The 14,524-nt window shown below is 53.4% G+C and carries 16 protein-coding genes; 11 read left to right on the plus strand and 5 right to left on the minus strand.

Translation table 11 applies throughout. The annotated features are described in order from the left end of the window. Nucleotides 1–223 precede the first annotated feature (223 nt). The 10 genes from VPK24_RS11275 (at nt 224) to VPK24_RS11320 (ending at nt 10,950) form a co-directional block, all read left to right on the plus strand. Nucleotides 224–604, plus strand: coding sequence for a hypothetical protein (locus VPK24_RS11275; RefSeq protein ID WP_234406971.1), 381 nt, complete (start codon nt 224–226; stop codon nt 602–604). A 408-nt stretch (nt 605–1,012) separates the two neighbouring features. Beyond that, nucleotides 1,013–1,582, plus strand: coding sequence for a hypothetical protein (locus VPK24_RS11280; protein WP_099533807.1), 570 nt, complete (start codon nt 1,013–1,015; stop codon nt 1,580–1,582). A 1,280-nt stretch (nt 1,583–2,862) separates the two neighbouring features. After that, the gene (locus tag VPK24_RS11285) at nt 2,863–3,108 is read left to right on the plus strand and encodes a hypothetical protein (protein WP_393013307.1); all 246 of its coding nucleotides are present in this window, start codon (nt 2,863–2,865) and stop codon (nt 3,106–3,108) included. Nucleotides 3,109–3,342: 234 nt separating this feature from the next. Next, entirely contained in the window at nt 3,343–3,801 is a 459-nt protein-coding gene (gene rplI, locus VPK24_RS11290) for a 50S ribosomal protein L9 (protein WP_099533812.1), read from the plus strand. 44 nt (nt 3,802–3,845) lie between these two features. Further along, entirely contained in the window at nt 3,846–3,983 is a 138-nt protein-coding gene (locus VPK24_RS11295) for a hypothetical protein (RefSeq protein WP_393013311.1), read from the plus strand. A gap of 109 nt (nt 3,984–4,092) precedes the next feature. Beyond that, on the plus strand, nt 4,093–6,147 hold the full coding sequence (dnaB, locus tag VPK24_RS11300; protein WP_393013314.1) for a replicative DNA helicase: 2,055 nt from the start codon (nt 4,093–4,095) through the stop codon (nt 6,145–6,147). A 122-nt stretch (nt 6,148–6,269) separates the two neighbouring features. Then, complete coding sequence (locus VPK24_RS11305; RefSeq protein ID WP_190531805.1) at nt 6,270–6,608, plus strand: MGMT family protein; 339 nt, start codon at nt 6,270–6,272, stop codon at nt 6,606–6,608. Nucleotides 6,609–6,684: 76 nt separating this feature from the next. Then, the gene (locus VPK24_RS11310; protein WP_393013316.1) at nt 6,685–9,303 is read left to right on the plus strand and encodes a M48 family metalloprotease; all 2,619 of its coding nucleotides are present in this window, start codon (nt 6,685–6,687) and stop codon (nt 9,301–9,303) included. Nucleotides 9,304–9,605: 302 nt separating this feature from the next. Continuing rightward, nucleotides 9,606–10,664 (plus strand): sulfate ABC transporter substrate-binding protein, encoded by a 1,059-nt coding sequence (locus VPK24_RS11315; protein WP_393013677.1) that lies wholly within the window; start codon nt 9,606–9,608, stop codon nt 10,662–10,664. A 94-nt stretch (nt 10,665–10,758) separates the two neighbouring features. Next, complete coding sequence (locus VPK24_RS11320) at nt 10,759–10,950, plus strand: hypothetical protein (protein WP_393013319.1); 192 nt, start codon at nt 10,759–10,761, stop codon at nt 10,948–10,950. A gap of 189 nt (nt 10,951–11,139) precedes the next feature. Here the strand turns inward: VPK24_RS11320 and VPK24_RS11325 are convergent, their stop codons facing one another. The 4 genes from VPK24_RS11325 to VPK24_RS11340 form a co-directional block, all read right to left on the minus strand. Further along, a complete protein-coding gene (locus VPK24_RS11325; RefSeq protein ID WP_393013322.1) occupies nt 11,140–11,574 on the minus strand; it encodes a nucleotidyltransferase domain-containing protein in 435 nt (144 codons plus the stop codon). Nucleotides 11,575–11,700: 126 nt separating this feature from the next. After that, complete coding sequence (locus VPK24_RS11330; protein WP_393013325.1) at nt 11,701–12,081, minus strand: HepT-like ribonuclease domain-containing protein; 381 nt, start codon at nt 12,079–12,081, stop codon at nt 11,701–11,703. Between the two features lie 16 nt (nt 12,082–12,097). Next, nucleotides 12,098–12,445, minus strand: a complete 348-nt coding sequence (locus VPK24_RS11335) for a nucleotidyltransferase family protein (protein WP_393013328.1) — start codon at nt 12,443–12,445, stop codon at nt 12,098–12,100. Continuing rightward, nucleotides 12,442–12,792, minus strand: a complete 351-nt coding sequence (locus tag VPK24_RS11340; protein WP_393013678.1) for a DUF4926 domain-containing protein — start codon at nt 12,790–12,792, stop codon at nt 12,442–12,444. The genes VPK24_RS11335 and VPK24_RS11340 overlap by 4 nt, the downstream gene beginning before the upstream one ends. A 169-nt stretch (nt 12,793–12,961) precedes the next feature. Here VPK24_RS11340 and VPK24_RS11345 point away from each other — a divergent pair, with 169 nt between their 5' ends. Then, on the plus strand, nt 12,962–14,116 hold the full coding sequence (locus VPK24_RS11345; protein ID WP_393013331.1) for an RNA-guided endonuclease InsQ/TnpB family protein: 1,155 nt from the start codon (nt 12,962–12,964) through the stop codon (nt 14,114–14,116). Nucleotides 14,117–14,148: 32 nt separating this feature from the next. Here VPK24_RS11345 and VPK24_RS11350 read toward each other — a convergent pair. Beyond that, nucleotides 14,149–14,524 (minus strand): WD40 repeat domain-containing protein (locus VPK24_RS11350; protein WP_393013334.1); only part of this gene is annotated, 376 nt, incomplete at its 5' end.

Here is a 14,524-nt window from a genome sequence, read left to right on the forward strand (position 1 = left end):
TGGGCTGGGTCAATGGTTGAATGCATGGGCTTGGCTAACGTTTTTGTTGATGAGTTGATGCTCTGTTTGATATTTCTTCTGGTTGATTTTTCTGTTTGATACTTCTGTTGATGTTGGTTGCTAGAAGGGGTCGCCAGTCTCTAGCTCGCGGGCGCTGGACTGAGGCAGGCCGATCGATTGCGGACGAATTGCGGATTTTATGAGCAACGAAAATCGTTTGGTAGTGTCAACGGACAGGATCGCCCAACTGCGGGTTGAGTTAGCAGAATATCCCACTGCTTTGGAGGCCCTGGCAGAGATTGAAGATTGTGAAGGGGATCTCGAAGATGCGGCGATCGCCCTGGCCATTCGGGCCGGCCAACAGCCCGATCGCAGCGATGGCTGGTTGGAAGGCTTGGCCAAGCGATGTCGTGCCCGGCTCTGTGTGCAAGAACCGGTTCGCCAATCCCTAGCCCAAGGGGCGATCGCAGCCACCCTGGGCTATTTGGATGATCAGCCCCCCTGTCCGGCCGTGTTGCTGTTGCCCGTGGTTTTGTGGGTCAGCCATCAAGGAGTTGAAACCTTTTGTCGGCCCCTCGATCGGCCCAATTTGCCCGAGAGTTAATTGCAAAACATCGAAAAAGCGGTTTTGGCCGTTTCGGCCGCCGCTCGTTGTTGGGGCTTTCGGTGGTGGGCGCGGCCAGTTTCGCCTGAAATCCCCATAATCATTAACAAATCATCCAATCATCATTCAATTGTCCATAAAATCGTTAGAAAATCATTTAATCGTCTGATCGTCCCTGGTTTTGATCATCCATGATGCTGAAGAGCCAGGGATGATCTCTTAGATGATCTCTCAATGGTCAGATCTGATCATGGATGATGGAGAGGGTTGCATCGACCAAGGCCAAGGCAAGCTGCGAATTCAGAATTCTGCGTCGCCAACACCCCGAACCCCGATCGACCCAACCCGCTCAGTGTTTTCAGGATTTTCAGGCCCTGCATATACCTGCGTTTGCATAAGGAGACGATCGTGGCGACAGACAGCCCCAAGGTGCAATTTGGCCCTCAGCGTTGGTATTCCAGCCTCACCATCAACGGCGAAGAGGTGGGATGGTGCACCAGTGAATTTGCTAACCAGTTGTCTGAGCTGTTCGATCGCGAAAAGAAACTAGAGGCGACTAACACCGTGTTGCGTTTAGCCTTCAAGCGCCTTTGTTCCGATATGGTGGCCAAAATGGGCGGCAACTCCCAACAGGTGGGCCAACTGATGTTGCGGTACTTGGAAACCACCATTCGCCCCACCAGTGGCCCCCGCGCCATTGCCTATCTGCTGCGCGATCGCCAAGCCGCCCTGGGCATGGGAAGCCAGGAATTTGTGCAATTTTGTGATTCCTATCGTCTTTCGCCTCCCGAGCTGAAGGATATTTACGAAGGGCGGCCGATTAATGACGGGCAGCTTAAAAACATTGCCCGAATTGTGGGGCGATCGGCGCAAGAACTGGCCGAAATTCGCGATGCTGGCGGTAGCAGCGACACCGATCGCCTGGCCAAAGATTTGGGACTCAGCCCCGCCGAACTCATGGAGTGGTTGAATCAATAGCCCAGCACAGCAGTCGTCGCACGGAGCCTCGATTTCTAATTGCCGAATTTTCGCCAAAATTTGGTATCTTCTTTAATCCCATGTCAGGGATTGCTCAACAAGCATGATCAATCCCACTCAGGGCTAATGAACCGAATTTTCCTTCGATGATTAGTCCTGGTTGGGAATGAGAAACCTAAGCGCAACCGGGGCACGGAACCGGGGCACGGAACGTGAACAATGGTCACAACTCGGCCCCACGGGGCTGTGCTTGGGAACAATTATGGGTTTAATTGAGCAACTTATCAGATATAAGAAAACCCACTTGCCAATTCTGAAAACCCAGATTTGGCAATGGCTTCAGGCATTTTGTTCCGAAGCGAATTAGCGGCCGAGGCGCAAGAAATTCACCGGACTAGCAGTAGCTATTGTGGTGGATATTAAGATTTTCTTCAGAATTCCCAGGGGATCTGATGAGTCGTCCATATCCGTTCTACGGTACTACTAGAGGGCTATGGTCAATGCGCAAAATCAGTGCTAAAACCGAAGCTCCAAAGCTTGCCCACGAAACTGTAGAAGCAGCTCTAAAGTTGCGATTTTAAGCAGCAATCTTGAGTTGCAATCTTGAGTTGAGATTCTGGGTCAAGATTCTGGGTCAAGATCCTGGGTCAAGATTACAAGTTGTAACTTGAAGCTGCAATTTTGGGCTGCGACTCTTGATTGCAACCTTTGGAAGCCTGAGTTTGATGACCGCTGACTGAGTTTGTGCCGACTAGGTTGCATTAACTGGGTTTGCATCATCAAGCTTGGACTATCAAAGATCAGTCAAAATCGCTCTGATCATGATGTTTGTTTGTTGTTTTGTAATTTGATGGATTGTTTGAAAACCAACATCACGATCGGGAGTGTTCCCTGCCAGGTCATCAATTCTTTTTGATTTTTGCGGTTCTGACCAACCGTGATTAATCGTGATTAACCGTGATCAGCTTGTGAACTACGCTGTTAACCGTTGCAATCAATCACTCATAATCAATTATTTGCAATTGATTATTGGCAATTTATGACTGCAATGAATTTCAAGAATCAATGACTGAAATGAATCACCGCTATTCAATAATTGCCATTCACAAATTACCATCAATAATTCAGTTTTAGTTTGATTGCTTGTTAAGCTTCGCCCTTTAATTTGTGTTTTTGAAGCACTAGGGAGGTTTGTGATGTTGGACTGTTGCGATCGAAGGACAGTGGTTCGCCCCCAACGACTCATGCACCGATCGGGAGGAGAATCAGCAAGATTGGTCATGGGCGAAAGTCGATCCACTGCGATCTTGGATCGATCGCGACCCCTAATCAAAGGAATGGTGATTTTGGCTTGGGGGCTGTTGGCGGTGGTGGAACCCTGGTCTTGGGTGGGTCGGGGTCAGCGCTTTGCCCTGGCCGGTTCTCCCGAGCAAAGTTGGTTAGTGCGATCGGCCGCCCAACAGCCAGCGCCCACCCCTCCAGACTCCGGCGGCCCCAGCCGGAGCCAGGGATCGGGCACACGCTAAGGATTTAGACAATTTCTGCCAGGCTCCGCTGATGAATCTTCGTCCTCAGACTGCTGCCAAGCTCGACATAGCTGTTAATATTGGAAATTGCCTTTTGTCTGGCAATGTCTAAAAGTTTGTTGAGTGGGGCGCGATCGGTGCGCGTGAAATCGCTCCTACACCGTAATTGCGCAGTGCCCGAGTGCTTACCCAGCGACCCGCCCATCAACAGCCCAACACACGATATCCTCAACCATGGCTAAGCGAGTTCAAGTAGTTCTGAGCAAAGACGTTAGCAAGCTGGGTAAGACCGGCGATTTGGTAGAAGTGGCTCCCGGTTATGCCCGCAACTACCTGCTGCCTCAGGGGGCAGCCGTTAACGTAACCCCTGGAATTTTGAAGCAAGTGGAGCGCCGCCGCGAGGCCGAGCGCCAACGCAAGATTGAAGAAAAACAACGCGCAGAAGCCAACAAAACGGCTCTGTCTACCGTGGGCACGCTGCGGATTGCCAAGTCGGTGGGCGAAGGCGATGCGATCTTTGGAACCGTGACCACCCGCGAAGTGGCTGACAAGGTGAAGGAATACGCCGGGATCGATTTGGATCACCGCGATATGACCCTGCCCGAAATCAACAAGCTGGGCAAGTACACGGTGTCGCTGAAGTTGCACCCGGAAGTGGTGGCAACGGCCACGATCGAAGTGATTGCCGAGTAGGATTGCCGCCAGGATGTCTGGGCGCATCAGCTAGGCGATCGCTGATGGCCGATCGTTGGTGGCCCGCTCTCCATCATGCCTGTCCTGAATATCCTATCCATCGCTCAGATCCCCAGCGGGATCCCGAGCAACTCACGCCCATGGGGGTTTGGCTAGTTCCAGCCCCCATTTCTGTGGCATAGTGCCGATCAGAATGCGCATGGCCCTGAATTCCCTATTAGATTCCCTATTAGATTCCTTATTTTCTTTATTTTTTCGATCGCGAACCCATCGATCAAACTTGTTTGCAATATGAGTGAGTCGCTTGATTTTTCGACCGTGAGCGATCGACTGCCGCCGCAAAATATTGACGCGGAAGAGTCGATTCTTGGCGGCATTTTGCTAGATCCGGAAGCGATGAACCGCGTTGCTGAAATTCTGACACCGGAGGCGTTTTATTTAAGTGCCCACCGCACCATTTTTGAAGCCATGCGTGAATTGCACGCCCGGGGCAATCCTACGGATTTGCTGTCGGTGACCACTTGGTTGAAGGATCGAGACCTCTTAGAAAAAGTGGGCGGCTCGCAAAAAATATCGCAACTGCTCGATCGCACCGTTAGCGCAGTCAATATTGATCGCTATGCCCTTTTGATTGCCGATAAATATGTGCGGCGACAACTAATTTCCGTGGGCGGTGATATTGCGCAGTTGGCATTTGACAATAGGGAAGAGTTGGCAAAATTGCTCGATCGCGCAGAACAGCGCCTGTTTAATATCACCCAATCCAAAGCCAAAAACGATTTGACTTCTGCGGAGGTGATTCTCTCGGAAGCATTCTTTGAGCTGGAAAGTCGGGCCCTGGAATCTCAGATGCCGGGACTGAGCAGCGGCTTCTATGATCTAGATGCGATGACTCAAGGATTTCAGCGATCGGATTTGATCATTGTGGCGGGTCGGCCCTCAATGGGCAAAACCAGTTTTGTGATGAATGCGGCTCGCAATGTGGCTGCAATTCATAACCTCCCGATCGCCATTTTTAGTCTGGAAATGTCGAAGGAGCAACTGATGTATCGGATGCTCTCCAGCGAAGCGCAAATTGAAAGCAATCGCCTGCGATCGGGACGGATTAGCGAAAACGAATGGGGGCGGATTGGGTCTGCCATTCAAGGTCTTTCTAACCTGAAGCTTTATATTGACGACACAGCGGACATTTCAATTACAGAAATGCGATCAAAAGCCCGTCGCTTGCAAGCGGAACGCGGTGGCGCATTGGGGCTAATTGTGATTGATTACCTGCAATTGATGGAAGGAGGCGGAGATAACCGGGTACAAGAGCTGTCAAAAATCACCCGATCGCTCAAGGCCCTAGCTCGGGAATTAAATGTGCCAATCCTGGCCCTATCTCAGCTCAGTCGTAGCGTAGAATCACGAACAAATAAGCGACCAATGATGTCGGATCTGCGCGAGTCAGGTTGCTTAACCGGCGATACTTTGGTGCTCATGGCTGATAGCGGCCAACGAGTACCCATTCGTCAACTTGTTGGACGAAAAAACTTCTCTGTACTGGCTTTAAATCCAATTACCTGGAAGCTAGAGTCTAAGCGAGTTAGCCATGCTTTTTCAACAGGAACTAAACCGGTCTTCCGTTTAACCACTCGTCTGGGTCGTCAAATTCGTGCAACGGCTAACCATCAATTTCTAACTTTAGATGGTTGGCTGCGACTCGATTGCTTGCAACAGCGCATGAGAATTGCTCTACCGCGCCAGCTTGCCCCGAATCAAACTACGACTATCACACAGCCAAAAGTTGCCCTAATGGGTCATCTCATTGGTGATGGTTGTACTCTTCCGCGCCACGCGATTCAGTACAAAACAGTGGATTTAGATTTGGCAACCGCTGTTCAAGAACTGGCGGTTCAAGTATTTGGCGACGATATCCAAGTACGCATTAAACCTGAGCGAAACTGGCAACAGAATCTCAGTCGTGAGCGTTTGAATAGAATTGCAGAAGTTCTGGATTCGAGCAGCTTAAAAAATTTGGCTAATAGCGATGTCTATTGGGATGAAGTGGTTTCGATCGAGCCAGATGGAGAAGAAGAGGTTTTTGATTTAACAGTCCCAGAGCATCACAATTTCGTGGCAAATAACATCATTGTTCATAACAGTATTGAGCAAGATGCGGACTTAATCTTAATGCTTTATAGAGAGGAGTACTACAACCCAGATACTCCCGATCGGGGAATTGCAGAAGTGTTGCTTACCAAGCACCGTAACGGCCCAACGGGCACAGTTCGCCTACTGTTTGACTCGCAGTTTACGCAATTTAAAAATATGGCTGGCGGTGGTGGCGGCCGCTTTCAGCCCTAAGTGAAAACTGGCTGAAATCTTAGCGAATATCTTGAAAGTCTGGTTTTAAACTTTGACTTTGATATTGGCTTGAATATCGGCTTGAATAGCGATCGGGCGGTTGAGGGAGCAATGGCAATTCAATGACGGTTTATGCCCAAATTTATGCGGTGGTTCAGCAAATCCCCCCGGGCAAGGTGGCAACCTATGGGCAAGTGGCCGAGCTGGCCAACTTGGCGGGTAAGGCGCGGTTGGTGGGCTATGCCCTGGCGCGGGTGGCGGGGGACGATCGAGACATTCCTTGGCAACGGGTCGTGAATGCGCGAGGGGAAATTTCCTACTCACCGTTTCGGCAGGGCAATGATTATTTGCAGCGGGCGTTGCTGGAACGGGAGGGGGTGCAGTTTGATGCGGCCGATCGGGTCAATTTGCGGGTCTATCGGTGGCGGCCGGGGGAGCCTGATGGGCACACTAGCCTTTAGATTTGGATTCGGAATTTGAACGGTTGAGCAACCGTCGAATGCTGCGTCTTGGGTTGGCTAGTTTTGGGTTGAAACTATGACGGAGTTGGGGGCAGAGGGGGCACGATCGCAGCTCCAAGCGGGTTTGGCGGCCCTGAAGCAGGGTCAACCGGCGGCGGCGATCGCCCCATTGGAAACGGCCAGCGCCACCTTGACGGGGGCAGAGCAGGCTCGGGCCCAGGCGGCTCTGGTGGGGGCTTATCGAGCTATGGGGCAATGGGCTAAGGCGATCGCCCTTTGTGAATCGCTGCTGAACCATCCCAACCCCCAGGTGCGCCAATGGGCAACCCAAGCGCGATCGCAACTGAAGCCGCCGCCCCCACCGCCGCCCACCCCAAAACCCAAAGCCGCCGAGGATCCGGGATTTGTGCCCCTGGAAGCGGGAAATGCGGGATTTGTGCCCCTAACGGATCCCCAGGCGATCGGGAAGCGAACCCAGGTGGTGCGGGTGGCGTTGAATCCTCATCCCGGATCGCCAGCCTTGGGGTCTCCAGCCTCAGGATCTTCGGCTTTGGGATCCTCGCCGGGATCTGCAACGCCGGGATCTGCAACGCCGGGATCTGCAACGCCGGGATCTTCGAGCGCTGACCCGGGAGCGAATCCAGCGATCGCCCCTACAACCGCACCAACATCCCCATTGAAATCGGATCGTCCCCCAAGTGCCGTAGCCGGTTCCCCACCCTGGTCTCCCAATCCCGATCGCCCGCCGGCCGTGATGGCGGTGGTGACAACGGTGGAGACGACTGCACCGGAAGCACAGCCTCCGGCGGCGACGGATGCCCAAACCCCCGAACCCTACAGCGTTCAATGGCGCAACGGGGGCCGAGCCGATCGCCGCACTGCTTTGACCCCAAGGCCTTGGGGACAGCGGTTGGTGAGCCAGGCGATCGCGATCGTGCTTTTGGCCTGGATTGTGCAACAGTGTGCCCTGTTGGGAACCGCCACCTATAACAAACTGCTGGATTGGCTGTCGGTTTTGTTGCCTTGGTTGCCGATTTGGGGAGAGGCCACGCCCTACATCACCGATGATCCCTCGGTTTCGGCTTGGATCGCCTTGGGGCTACTGTTTTTGGGGTTGCCCTGGCTGTTGGATGAGGTGATGCACCGTTGGGGCAGCCAAGCGCGCAAGTTCTCAGAACTGTCTGCCCAGCGGCCGGAAACGGCGCGCCTGTTGCAGCGACTGGTGCGATCGCGCAATCGCCCGGTTCCTTATCTCCGGTTGCTAACCACGGATCTGCCGGTGGTGGTGGTCTATGGTTGGTTGCCGGCCCAGGCCCGCCTAGCCATTAGTCAAGGGGCGATCGATGGTCTGAGTGATGGAGAACTGGCAACTTTGGTGGCCGCTCAATATAGCCAAATTGATCGCGGCGACAGCGCGATCGCCAGTTGGGCCACGGTGGTGTTGCTGCTGCCCTATGGTTTGCATCAATGGGCGGCGCAATTGGCGGAAACCTGGCAGCTTTGGCCCGCCAAGCTGGGGGCAGTGGGTTTGTCGGCCCTGGCCTATGGGCTGTATCGGGTGGAGCGTTGGGCCCTGTTTGGTTGGAGTCGATCGCGCCAGGCCGAAGCCGATCGGCTCGGGGCCGCCGAAACGGGGGATCCCAATGCCCTGGCGCGGGCCCTGGTTAAGTGCAGTGCGGCAGTGGCGGAACAGGCGATCGCGAACCAGGCCCTATCCCCTTGGTTGGTGGCGATCGAGCTGTTGTTGCCCTTCAGTCCCACCTGCGCCGCCATTGAAGGCAGCTTCCACCCGATCGCGCCCCCCGAACCCCTGTGGGCCTGGGGCCGACGCAATCCCTATCGCACTTGGCTCCAGCTCAATCACACCCATCCACTCACGGGCCAGCGAATGGCCACCCTGGCGGAATTAGCCGTGCGCTGGCGATTGGAACCGGAATTTGAAGCCAGCGATCGAGCGGCCCAAGACCAACAAAAACGCTATCTGCCGCCCTTGCCCCGGGCCCGCCCCCTGCGACCCACCACCCCTCAAACCCTGTGGCTACAGTCCGGGCCTTGGGTGGGCATGGTGGCCGGCGTGGGGGTGGCGCTGCTGCTGTGGGTGATCGGGGGATTGGGGCGGCTGTTGAACCACCCGATCGGCTGGATGTGGGCCGATCGCTCCCTACTGTGGGGCCTGGCCTGGATGGGTTGCGGACTAGGGATTTTCCTGCGGCTGAATGCCTTCTTTCCAGAAATTCGCGGCCGCTTACCCCTGATCTTTAATGCGGATGGGCCGCCCTTGGCCAGCGCCTTGGCCGAACCCAACGCCCTCCCGATCGATGCGGTGATGGTGAAAGTATCAGGACGACTCCTGGGGCGATCGGGCTGGGCCAATGGACTGTGGCAAGATCTGTGGCTACAAACCCCCAGCGGCCTCTTGCCCTTGCACCTGGCCAGTCGTTGGGGTTGGCTGGGAACCTTGATCCGTCAAAGTCGCCAAGAACTTCCGATCGGCAGCCCCGTGATGGTCACCGGTTGGCTGCGGCGGGGCGGCATTCCTTGGATCGACGTGGAAAGCCTGAATCTTGTGCAGGGTCGGCTTACCAGCACCACCAGCCTGGTTTCACCCGATGCCCATCCCTTGCGATCAGTGCTCCTGGGGGCGATCACCGTGGCCATCGGTTTCAGTATTCTGATGCGCTATCGCTGGTTTTAGGGGCGAGTTTTACTGGCTTGGCCGCCCTGACCAAGCCTCTTGTAATCAAAACACCGGTAACTCGATCGGGTATCTGGACTTTTGGATCGACATGGGTTATTCTCAGAGGCGATTTAATCTCCGGTAAACCGACTGATTTACTGGAAATTCAATTCGGGGCGTACAATCACCCCACCCCCGATTTTTTTACCCCACCCTGCGACCCACGCTTAAACAGGGTTAATTGCAAGGAGTTTTGCATCGTGACTGTGCCTTTTCGCTTAAATCGCCCCAGCCGCCGCCGCCTGCTTGCCTGCTTGGGCATGGGTTTGCTCGCGAGTGGGATGATTTCCGCCTGCACTGGCTCCAACAATCCCAACGCCAACGGCTCCCCGGCTGCCGGTAGCTCGCCCGCGACGGGCACACCAGCGGCCAACGCATCGGCTGCCAATAACGAACCGGTCGAAATTACCTTGGTGTCCTATGCCGTGACCCGATCGGCCTATGAAAAAATCATTCCGCTCTTTGTCGAAAAGTGGCAAAAAGAACGGGGCCAAACGGTCAAAATTAACCAAAGCTATGGCGGTTCTGGTTCCCAAACCCGTGCCGTAATCGATGGTTTGGAAGCGGATGTGGTGGCCCTGGCGTTGGGGCAGGATGTGGAAAAAATTGAAAAGGCCAAGTTAATTGAACCCGGTTGGCAACAGGAAGCACCGAACGACGCGATCGTGCACAAGTCCGTGGTGGCCCTGGTGACCCGGCCGGGCAACCCCAAGGGCGTGAAAGATTGGCCCGACTTGGCCAAGCCGGGTTTGAAGGTGATTACCGCCAACCCCAAAACCTCGGGCGGGGCCCGTTGGAACTTCCTGGTGCTGTGGGGCGCGGTGACCCAAACGGGCGGCACGCCGGAGAAGGCGGAATCCTTCGTGAAGTCGGTGTATGCCAATGTGCCGATTTTGCCTCGGGATGCGCGAGAAGCCACGGACGTGTTTTTGAAGCAAAACCAAGGCGATGTGCTGATTAACTACGAAAACGAACTGCTGTTGGCCCAAGCCAAGGGCCAAAAGGTCGATTACGTGGTTCCGGCGACGAATATTTCGATCGATAGCCCCGTGGCCGTGGTGGATCAGGTGGTGGATAAACGGGGCACTCGGGAGGTGGCGGAAGCCTTCGTGAAGTTCCTTTACACCCCCGAAGCCCAAAAAGCCTTTGCGGAAGCAGGGTTCCGTCCGATCGACCCAGCCATTGAAGCGCAGTTTAGCGATCGTTTTGGCAAGGTGACCAAACTCTTTACGGTTAAGGAACTGGGTGGCTGGGATGCCATCCAAAAGCAGTTCTTTGCCGATGGAGCCATTTTCGACAAGATCCAAACCAAGCAATAGGTTTTGGGGGGCGATCGCCCATGGATCTCAACGGCTCCAGCGCGATCGCCCCGCCCCATTCCCACAATCCCGATTTTGGACGGGAGGCAATCCGATGACTGACCCCATCCACACCAATTCTCCGGTCACGAATTCCCCGATCGACTCAAAACCGGGGCATCGATCGCAAGTCTGGGTGCGCATCCGTGTGCCCAGTAACTATCGCCCCGATCCCGTCATTTCCACCTCTTGGGGGGCGATCGACAAGGCCCAGCGGCTAGCCCACTGGATCAAGATTTCGTGCTGATCATACGATCGCCCATCCCAAACATGGGTTGAATGTGGCGCTCTCGCCTGAGCTAACGCTTTCTGGTGATTGAGGTTTAGGGGGTAACAGCCAGTTCACAGCAGGCGATCGCCAGTCTCGATGAACTCTTGGGCCTGTTGGAGCAGCGATCGCGTTAGCTCAGGAGAGAGGTTACTCACCGGGGCATAGTCAGCTTGATGCCGAATGGAGTTTTAATCCTTCTTGGCGGATATTGCGCATGAGCATTCCGTTGTTGTTTAAAAAGAAGGATTCATCTAGAAAAATAGGGGCAATTACTACATCATATTGCAAGCAAAGATCGCAGATTGGTTGACCCACCAGTTGCAGTTCTGCCCCTAGATCCCGAAAGTCTTTCAGGACGATCGCCACATCAATGTCGGAGTCTGGACGGGCATCGCCTCTCGCTTGGGAGCCAAAGAGAATCAGGTGAACCAGGCGATCGCCCCAGAGGGTTTGCAATTGGCTTTTGAGCGTTCTGAGCAGTGGGGCTAGGGCTACGGGAATTGGGGCTGCGGTTGGGGAAGTGTTGCCGCTGATCAGTTGGGTGGGCATCTCACTGACGGGCCCGCCGTCTTCTGTGTCAACAAGGATTGATTGAGTCATCGTGAGTGCCCAATTGTTCGATTCACAAGTTTTGTACCCAGGTAGCACTGTCTTGGATGTCGGCGCGATTCGCTTCCGGCGGGCTTATGCTAAAAAACCAAAGTCTAGCGGCGGCTAGAATCAAGCTCAGTCTTGGTCTTGGGAGTCTTGGATCATTTTTTGCACCGTGGTCACTAGTTCTGGAATGTCATGGTGGCAGGTGTTAAAAATCTGAGCTTCGTCAACATCAAAATAAGTGTGGGCTAGCAAGTTTCTGAGTCCAAAAATCTTTTTCCAGGGGATTTCGGGATATTGAATGAGAAATGCTCCTTCTGTTCTTTTGTCAATAGCTTTGAATGCTTCTCCAACCGCAAGCAGCACCATGCAAATAGCATCTAAATTGCTGCGTCCAGCCTTGGTTGCCAAAAAGTCTTCGGGTTTTGAAATATCTTGCAAGCGATCGGGAATTCGTTCTAGTGCCTCCAAAATCTCCTCTAGTCGTTCTAATAAGATTCTGCGTTCGATCATTGATCAATCCTTGTATTTAGACATAAACCGCTTCTTGGTCGATGCGAGCCTTTAGGCGCGGACTGAGGCTTGGTCGGTAGCGCAGAATATCAACGGGGCGGTTCAAGAGTTCTGTGAGTTCGAGTTGTAAGGCGACGGTGGCGAGGAGGTTGGGGTAGTCTGTTTGGAAGACAATATCAACATCGCTATCGGGGCAAGCCTCACCACGAGCATAGGAACCAAAATACCCTAAGGCTGTCAGGTGAAAGTGTTCGCCCTTCTGTTCTTTAAAGGTTTTTAAGAGGCGTTTTAGGGTTTCGGTGGGAATGATTTGAGGAAGTGCTGAAGGTTGAGTTTTGGCAAGGTTTGAGACAGTTTCCATCATGGTTCAGACGATCGACTAATGGGGGTGGTTGATAGAAGGGAGCGGGTAAACCCCAAAACCTGTTCTTGACGATCTTCGGGCAAAACTTGGATGAGGGCGGCAATGCGATCGCTCAGGGAGACCCAGGTTTGGGTGGCATTGCGCCAAATGACGATGAATTGCTGGGGCGATAAGCGTTTTAGGGTGATGGTTTCGCCGTCAGGATTTGTAAATTCAATTTCGTAGGTGGAGGGGAAAATCTGATCGTCGTATTTTTCAATAATTGATCCGCGATCGCCTGCCTTTAATCCTAGATCGGGCAGGTCAAGCAGAATTTCGACAACATCGAATAGGTCGGGTGGAATCAGGCTCGATCGCATGATTGACGACTGGGAGTTTTGGGATCGGGCTAGCGATGGCGCATTGGTCATCTTGTCAGGGTGATAGGGGTTAATCAACAGTGATGGATTTCCTGTCATTGGCTCACATTCTCTGAAAAATGCGAATCCATCCTAAAGGCTGTCATACAATGAACAGATGCTACTCGGATTCAAAACTCAACTCAAGCTCAACAACCAACAACGCACCGTATTAGCTCGCCATGCCGGTGTCGCACGTCATGCTTGGAATTGGGGTTTGGGACTAACTAAGAACATCCTTGACCATAACCAATTACATCCCGAGGAAAAGATCAAGTTTCCATCTGGAATTGATTTGCACAAGTGGTTGGTAGCCTTGGTCAAGTCTGAACACCCTTGGTACTACGAAGTCTCTAAAAGCTCACCCCAGAATGCTTTACGCCATTTACGGGTGGCTTGGGATCGATGCTTCAAAAAGACTTCAGGCGCTCCTAAATTCAAGAAAAAGGGTCGTCATGACTCCTTTGAACTGGATGGAGCTATTCATATTAAGGGTTTGAATAAAATTCAGGTTCCTAAGATTGGCATCCTGAAGACCTATGAAGCACTACCTCAAAACACCCAGCCCAAATCAGTCACTATCAGCCGCCAAGCGAATGATTGGTTTATCTCATTTCGGATCGAGATAGAACCCGTCATCACACCCAAGGCAGTTGAAATTGTTGGGGTTGATTTGGGTGTCAAATCCTTAGCGACTCTCAGCACTGGAGAAGTGTTTGAAGGCGCTAAAGCCTACAGACAACTGGAGTTCCGGCTCTCTCGCTTGCAATGGCTAAATCGCCATAAGCAAAGAGGATCTGCTAATTGGAAAAAGGCTCAATTGAGGATCGCCCGGTTGCATCAGCGGATTGCCAACATCCGTAAAGACACGCTCCATAAGCTCACGACCTACCTCGCCAAGAACCACGGCACGGTAGTCATTGAGGATCTGAATGTGTCTGGAATGATGGCGAACGGCAAGCTAGCCAAGGCGATTCAGGATATGGGGTTCTACGAGTTTCGGCGGCAACTGGATTACAAGACGAAGTTGTATGGCTCTGAACTGGTGATCGTAGACCGCTGGTTTCCATCTAGCAAGACTTGTTCCCGTTGTGGCACAAAAAAAGAAACCCTATCGCTGTCAGAGCGGGTGTTTGATTGTGAGCACTGTGGATTGCAGATTGATCGCGATTTGAATGCCGCGATCAATCTGCAAAAGGCGGCCAGTCCGGTCGTGTCAGTCTGTGGAGCGGATGAAGCCGACTTCGCCGCGATGAAGCAGGAAGTTTCCTGATTGGTGCATTTGCTAGTGAATTGCAGCAATTGTCAGTGAATTAGTGACGGATAGTCGCAGACTTTGGGGCTGTTGCGTTCTGGGTGGTCGGGATTGGTCAGGTAGGGTTTGAGGTAGGCGCAGGCTTTGTCGAGCAGCCCATCGATCGTCATGGGCCAGAGTTTCACGGTGTTGTCATAGCTGTCGGTGGCGAGGGTTTTGCCGTCGGGACTCCAACTCACGCTACTAACCCCACCGCTATGCCCTTGCAGGGTGGCGATCTCCTGACCGCTGGCCACGTTCCATAATTTCACGGTCTTGTCAAAGCTGCCGGTGGCGAGGGTTTTGCCGTCGGGACTCCAACTCACGCTCAAAACCCAGCCGCTATGCCCTTGCAGGGTGGCGATCTCCTGACCGCTGGCCACGTTC

The organism is Limnothrix redekei LRLZ20PSL1, assembly GCF_043235035.1.
Taxonomy (GTDB): Bacteria; Cyanobacteriota; Cyanobacteriia; order CACIAM-69d; family CACIAM-69d; genus CACIAM-69d.

Excerpts from the sequence above, each read along its gene's own strand:
- VPK24_RS11285 (WP_393013307.1), top strand. The coding sequence starts at position 2,863 with ATGGGCGAAAGTCGATCCACTGCGATCTTGGATCGATCGCGACCCCTA.
- rplI (WP_099533812.1), top strand. The coding sequence starts at position 3,343 with ATGGCTAAGCGAGTTCAAGTAGTTCTGAGCAAAGACGTTAGCAAGCTG.
- VPK24_RS11295 (WP_393013311.1), top strand. The coding sequence starts at position 3,846 with ATGGCCGATCGTTGGTGGCCCGCTCTCCATCATGCCTGTCCTGAATAT.
- dnaB (WP_393013314.1), top strand. The coding sequence starts at position 4,093 with ATGAGTGAGTCGCTTGATTTTTCGACCGTGAGCGATCGACTGCCGCCG.
- VPK24_RS11305 (WP_190531805.1), top strand. The coding sequence starts at position 6,270 with ATGACGGTTTATGCCCAAATTTATGCGGTGGTTCAGCAAATCCCCCCG.
- VPK24_RS11310 (WP_393013316.1), top strand. The coding sequence starts at position 6,685 with ATGACGGAGTTGGGGGCAGAGGGGGCACGATCGCAGCTCCAAGCGGGT.
- VPK24_RS11315 (WP_393013677.1), top strand. The coding sequence starts at position 9,606 with ATGGGTTTGCTCGCGAGTGGGATGATTTCCGCCTGCACTGGCTCCAAC.
- VPK24_RS11320 (WP_393013319.1), top strand. The coding sequence starts at position 10,759 with ATGACTGACCCCATCCACACCAATTCTCCGGTCACGAATTCCCCGATC.
- VPK24_RS11325 (WP_393013322.1), bottom strand. The coding sequence starts at position 11,574 with ATGACTCAATCAATCCTTGTTGACACAGAAGACGGCGGGCCCGTCAGT.
- VPK24_RS11330 (WP_393013325.1), bottom strand. The coding sequence starts at position 12,081 with ATGATCGAACGCAGAATCTTATTAGAACGACTAGAGGAGATTTTGGAG.
- VPK24_RS11335 (WP_393013328.1), bottom strand. The coding sequence starts at position 12,445 with ATGATGGAAACTGTCTCAAACCTTGCCAAAACTCAACCTTCAGCACTT.
- VPK24_RS11345 (WP_393013331.1), top strand. The coding sequence starts at position 12,962 with ATGCTACTCGGATTCAAAACTCAACTCAAGCTCAACAACCAACAACGC.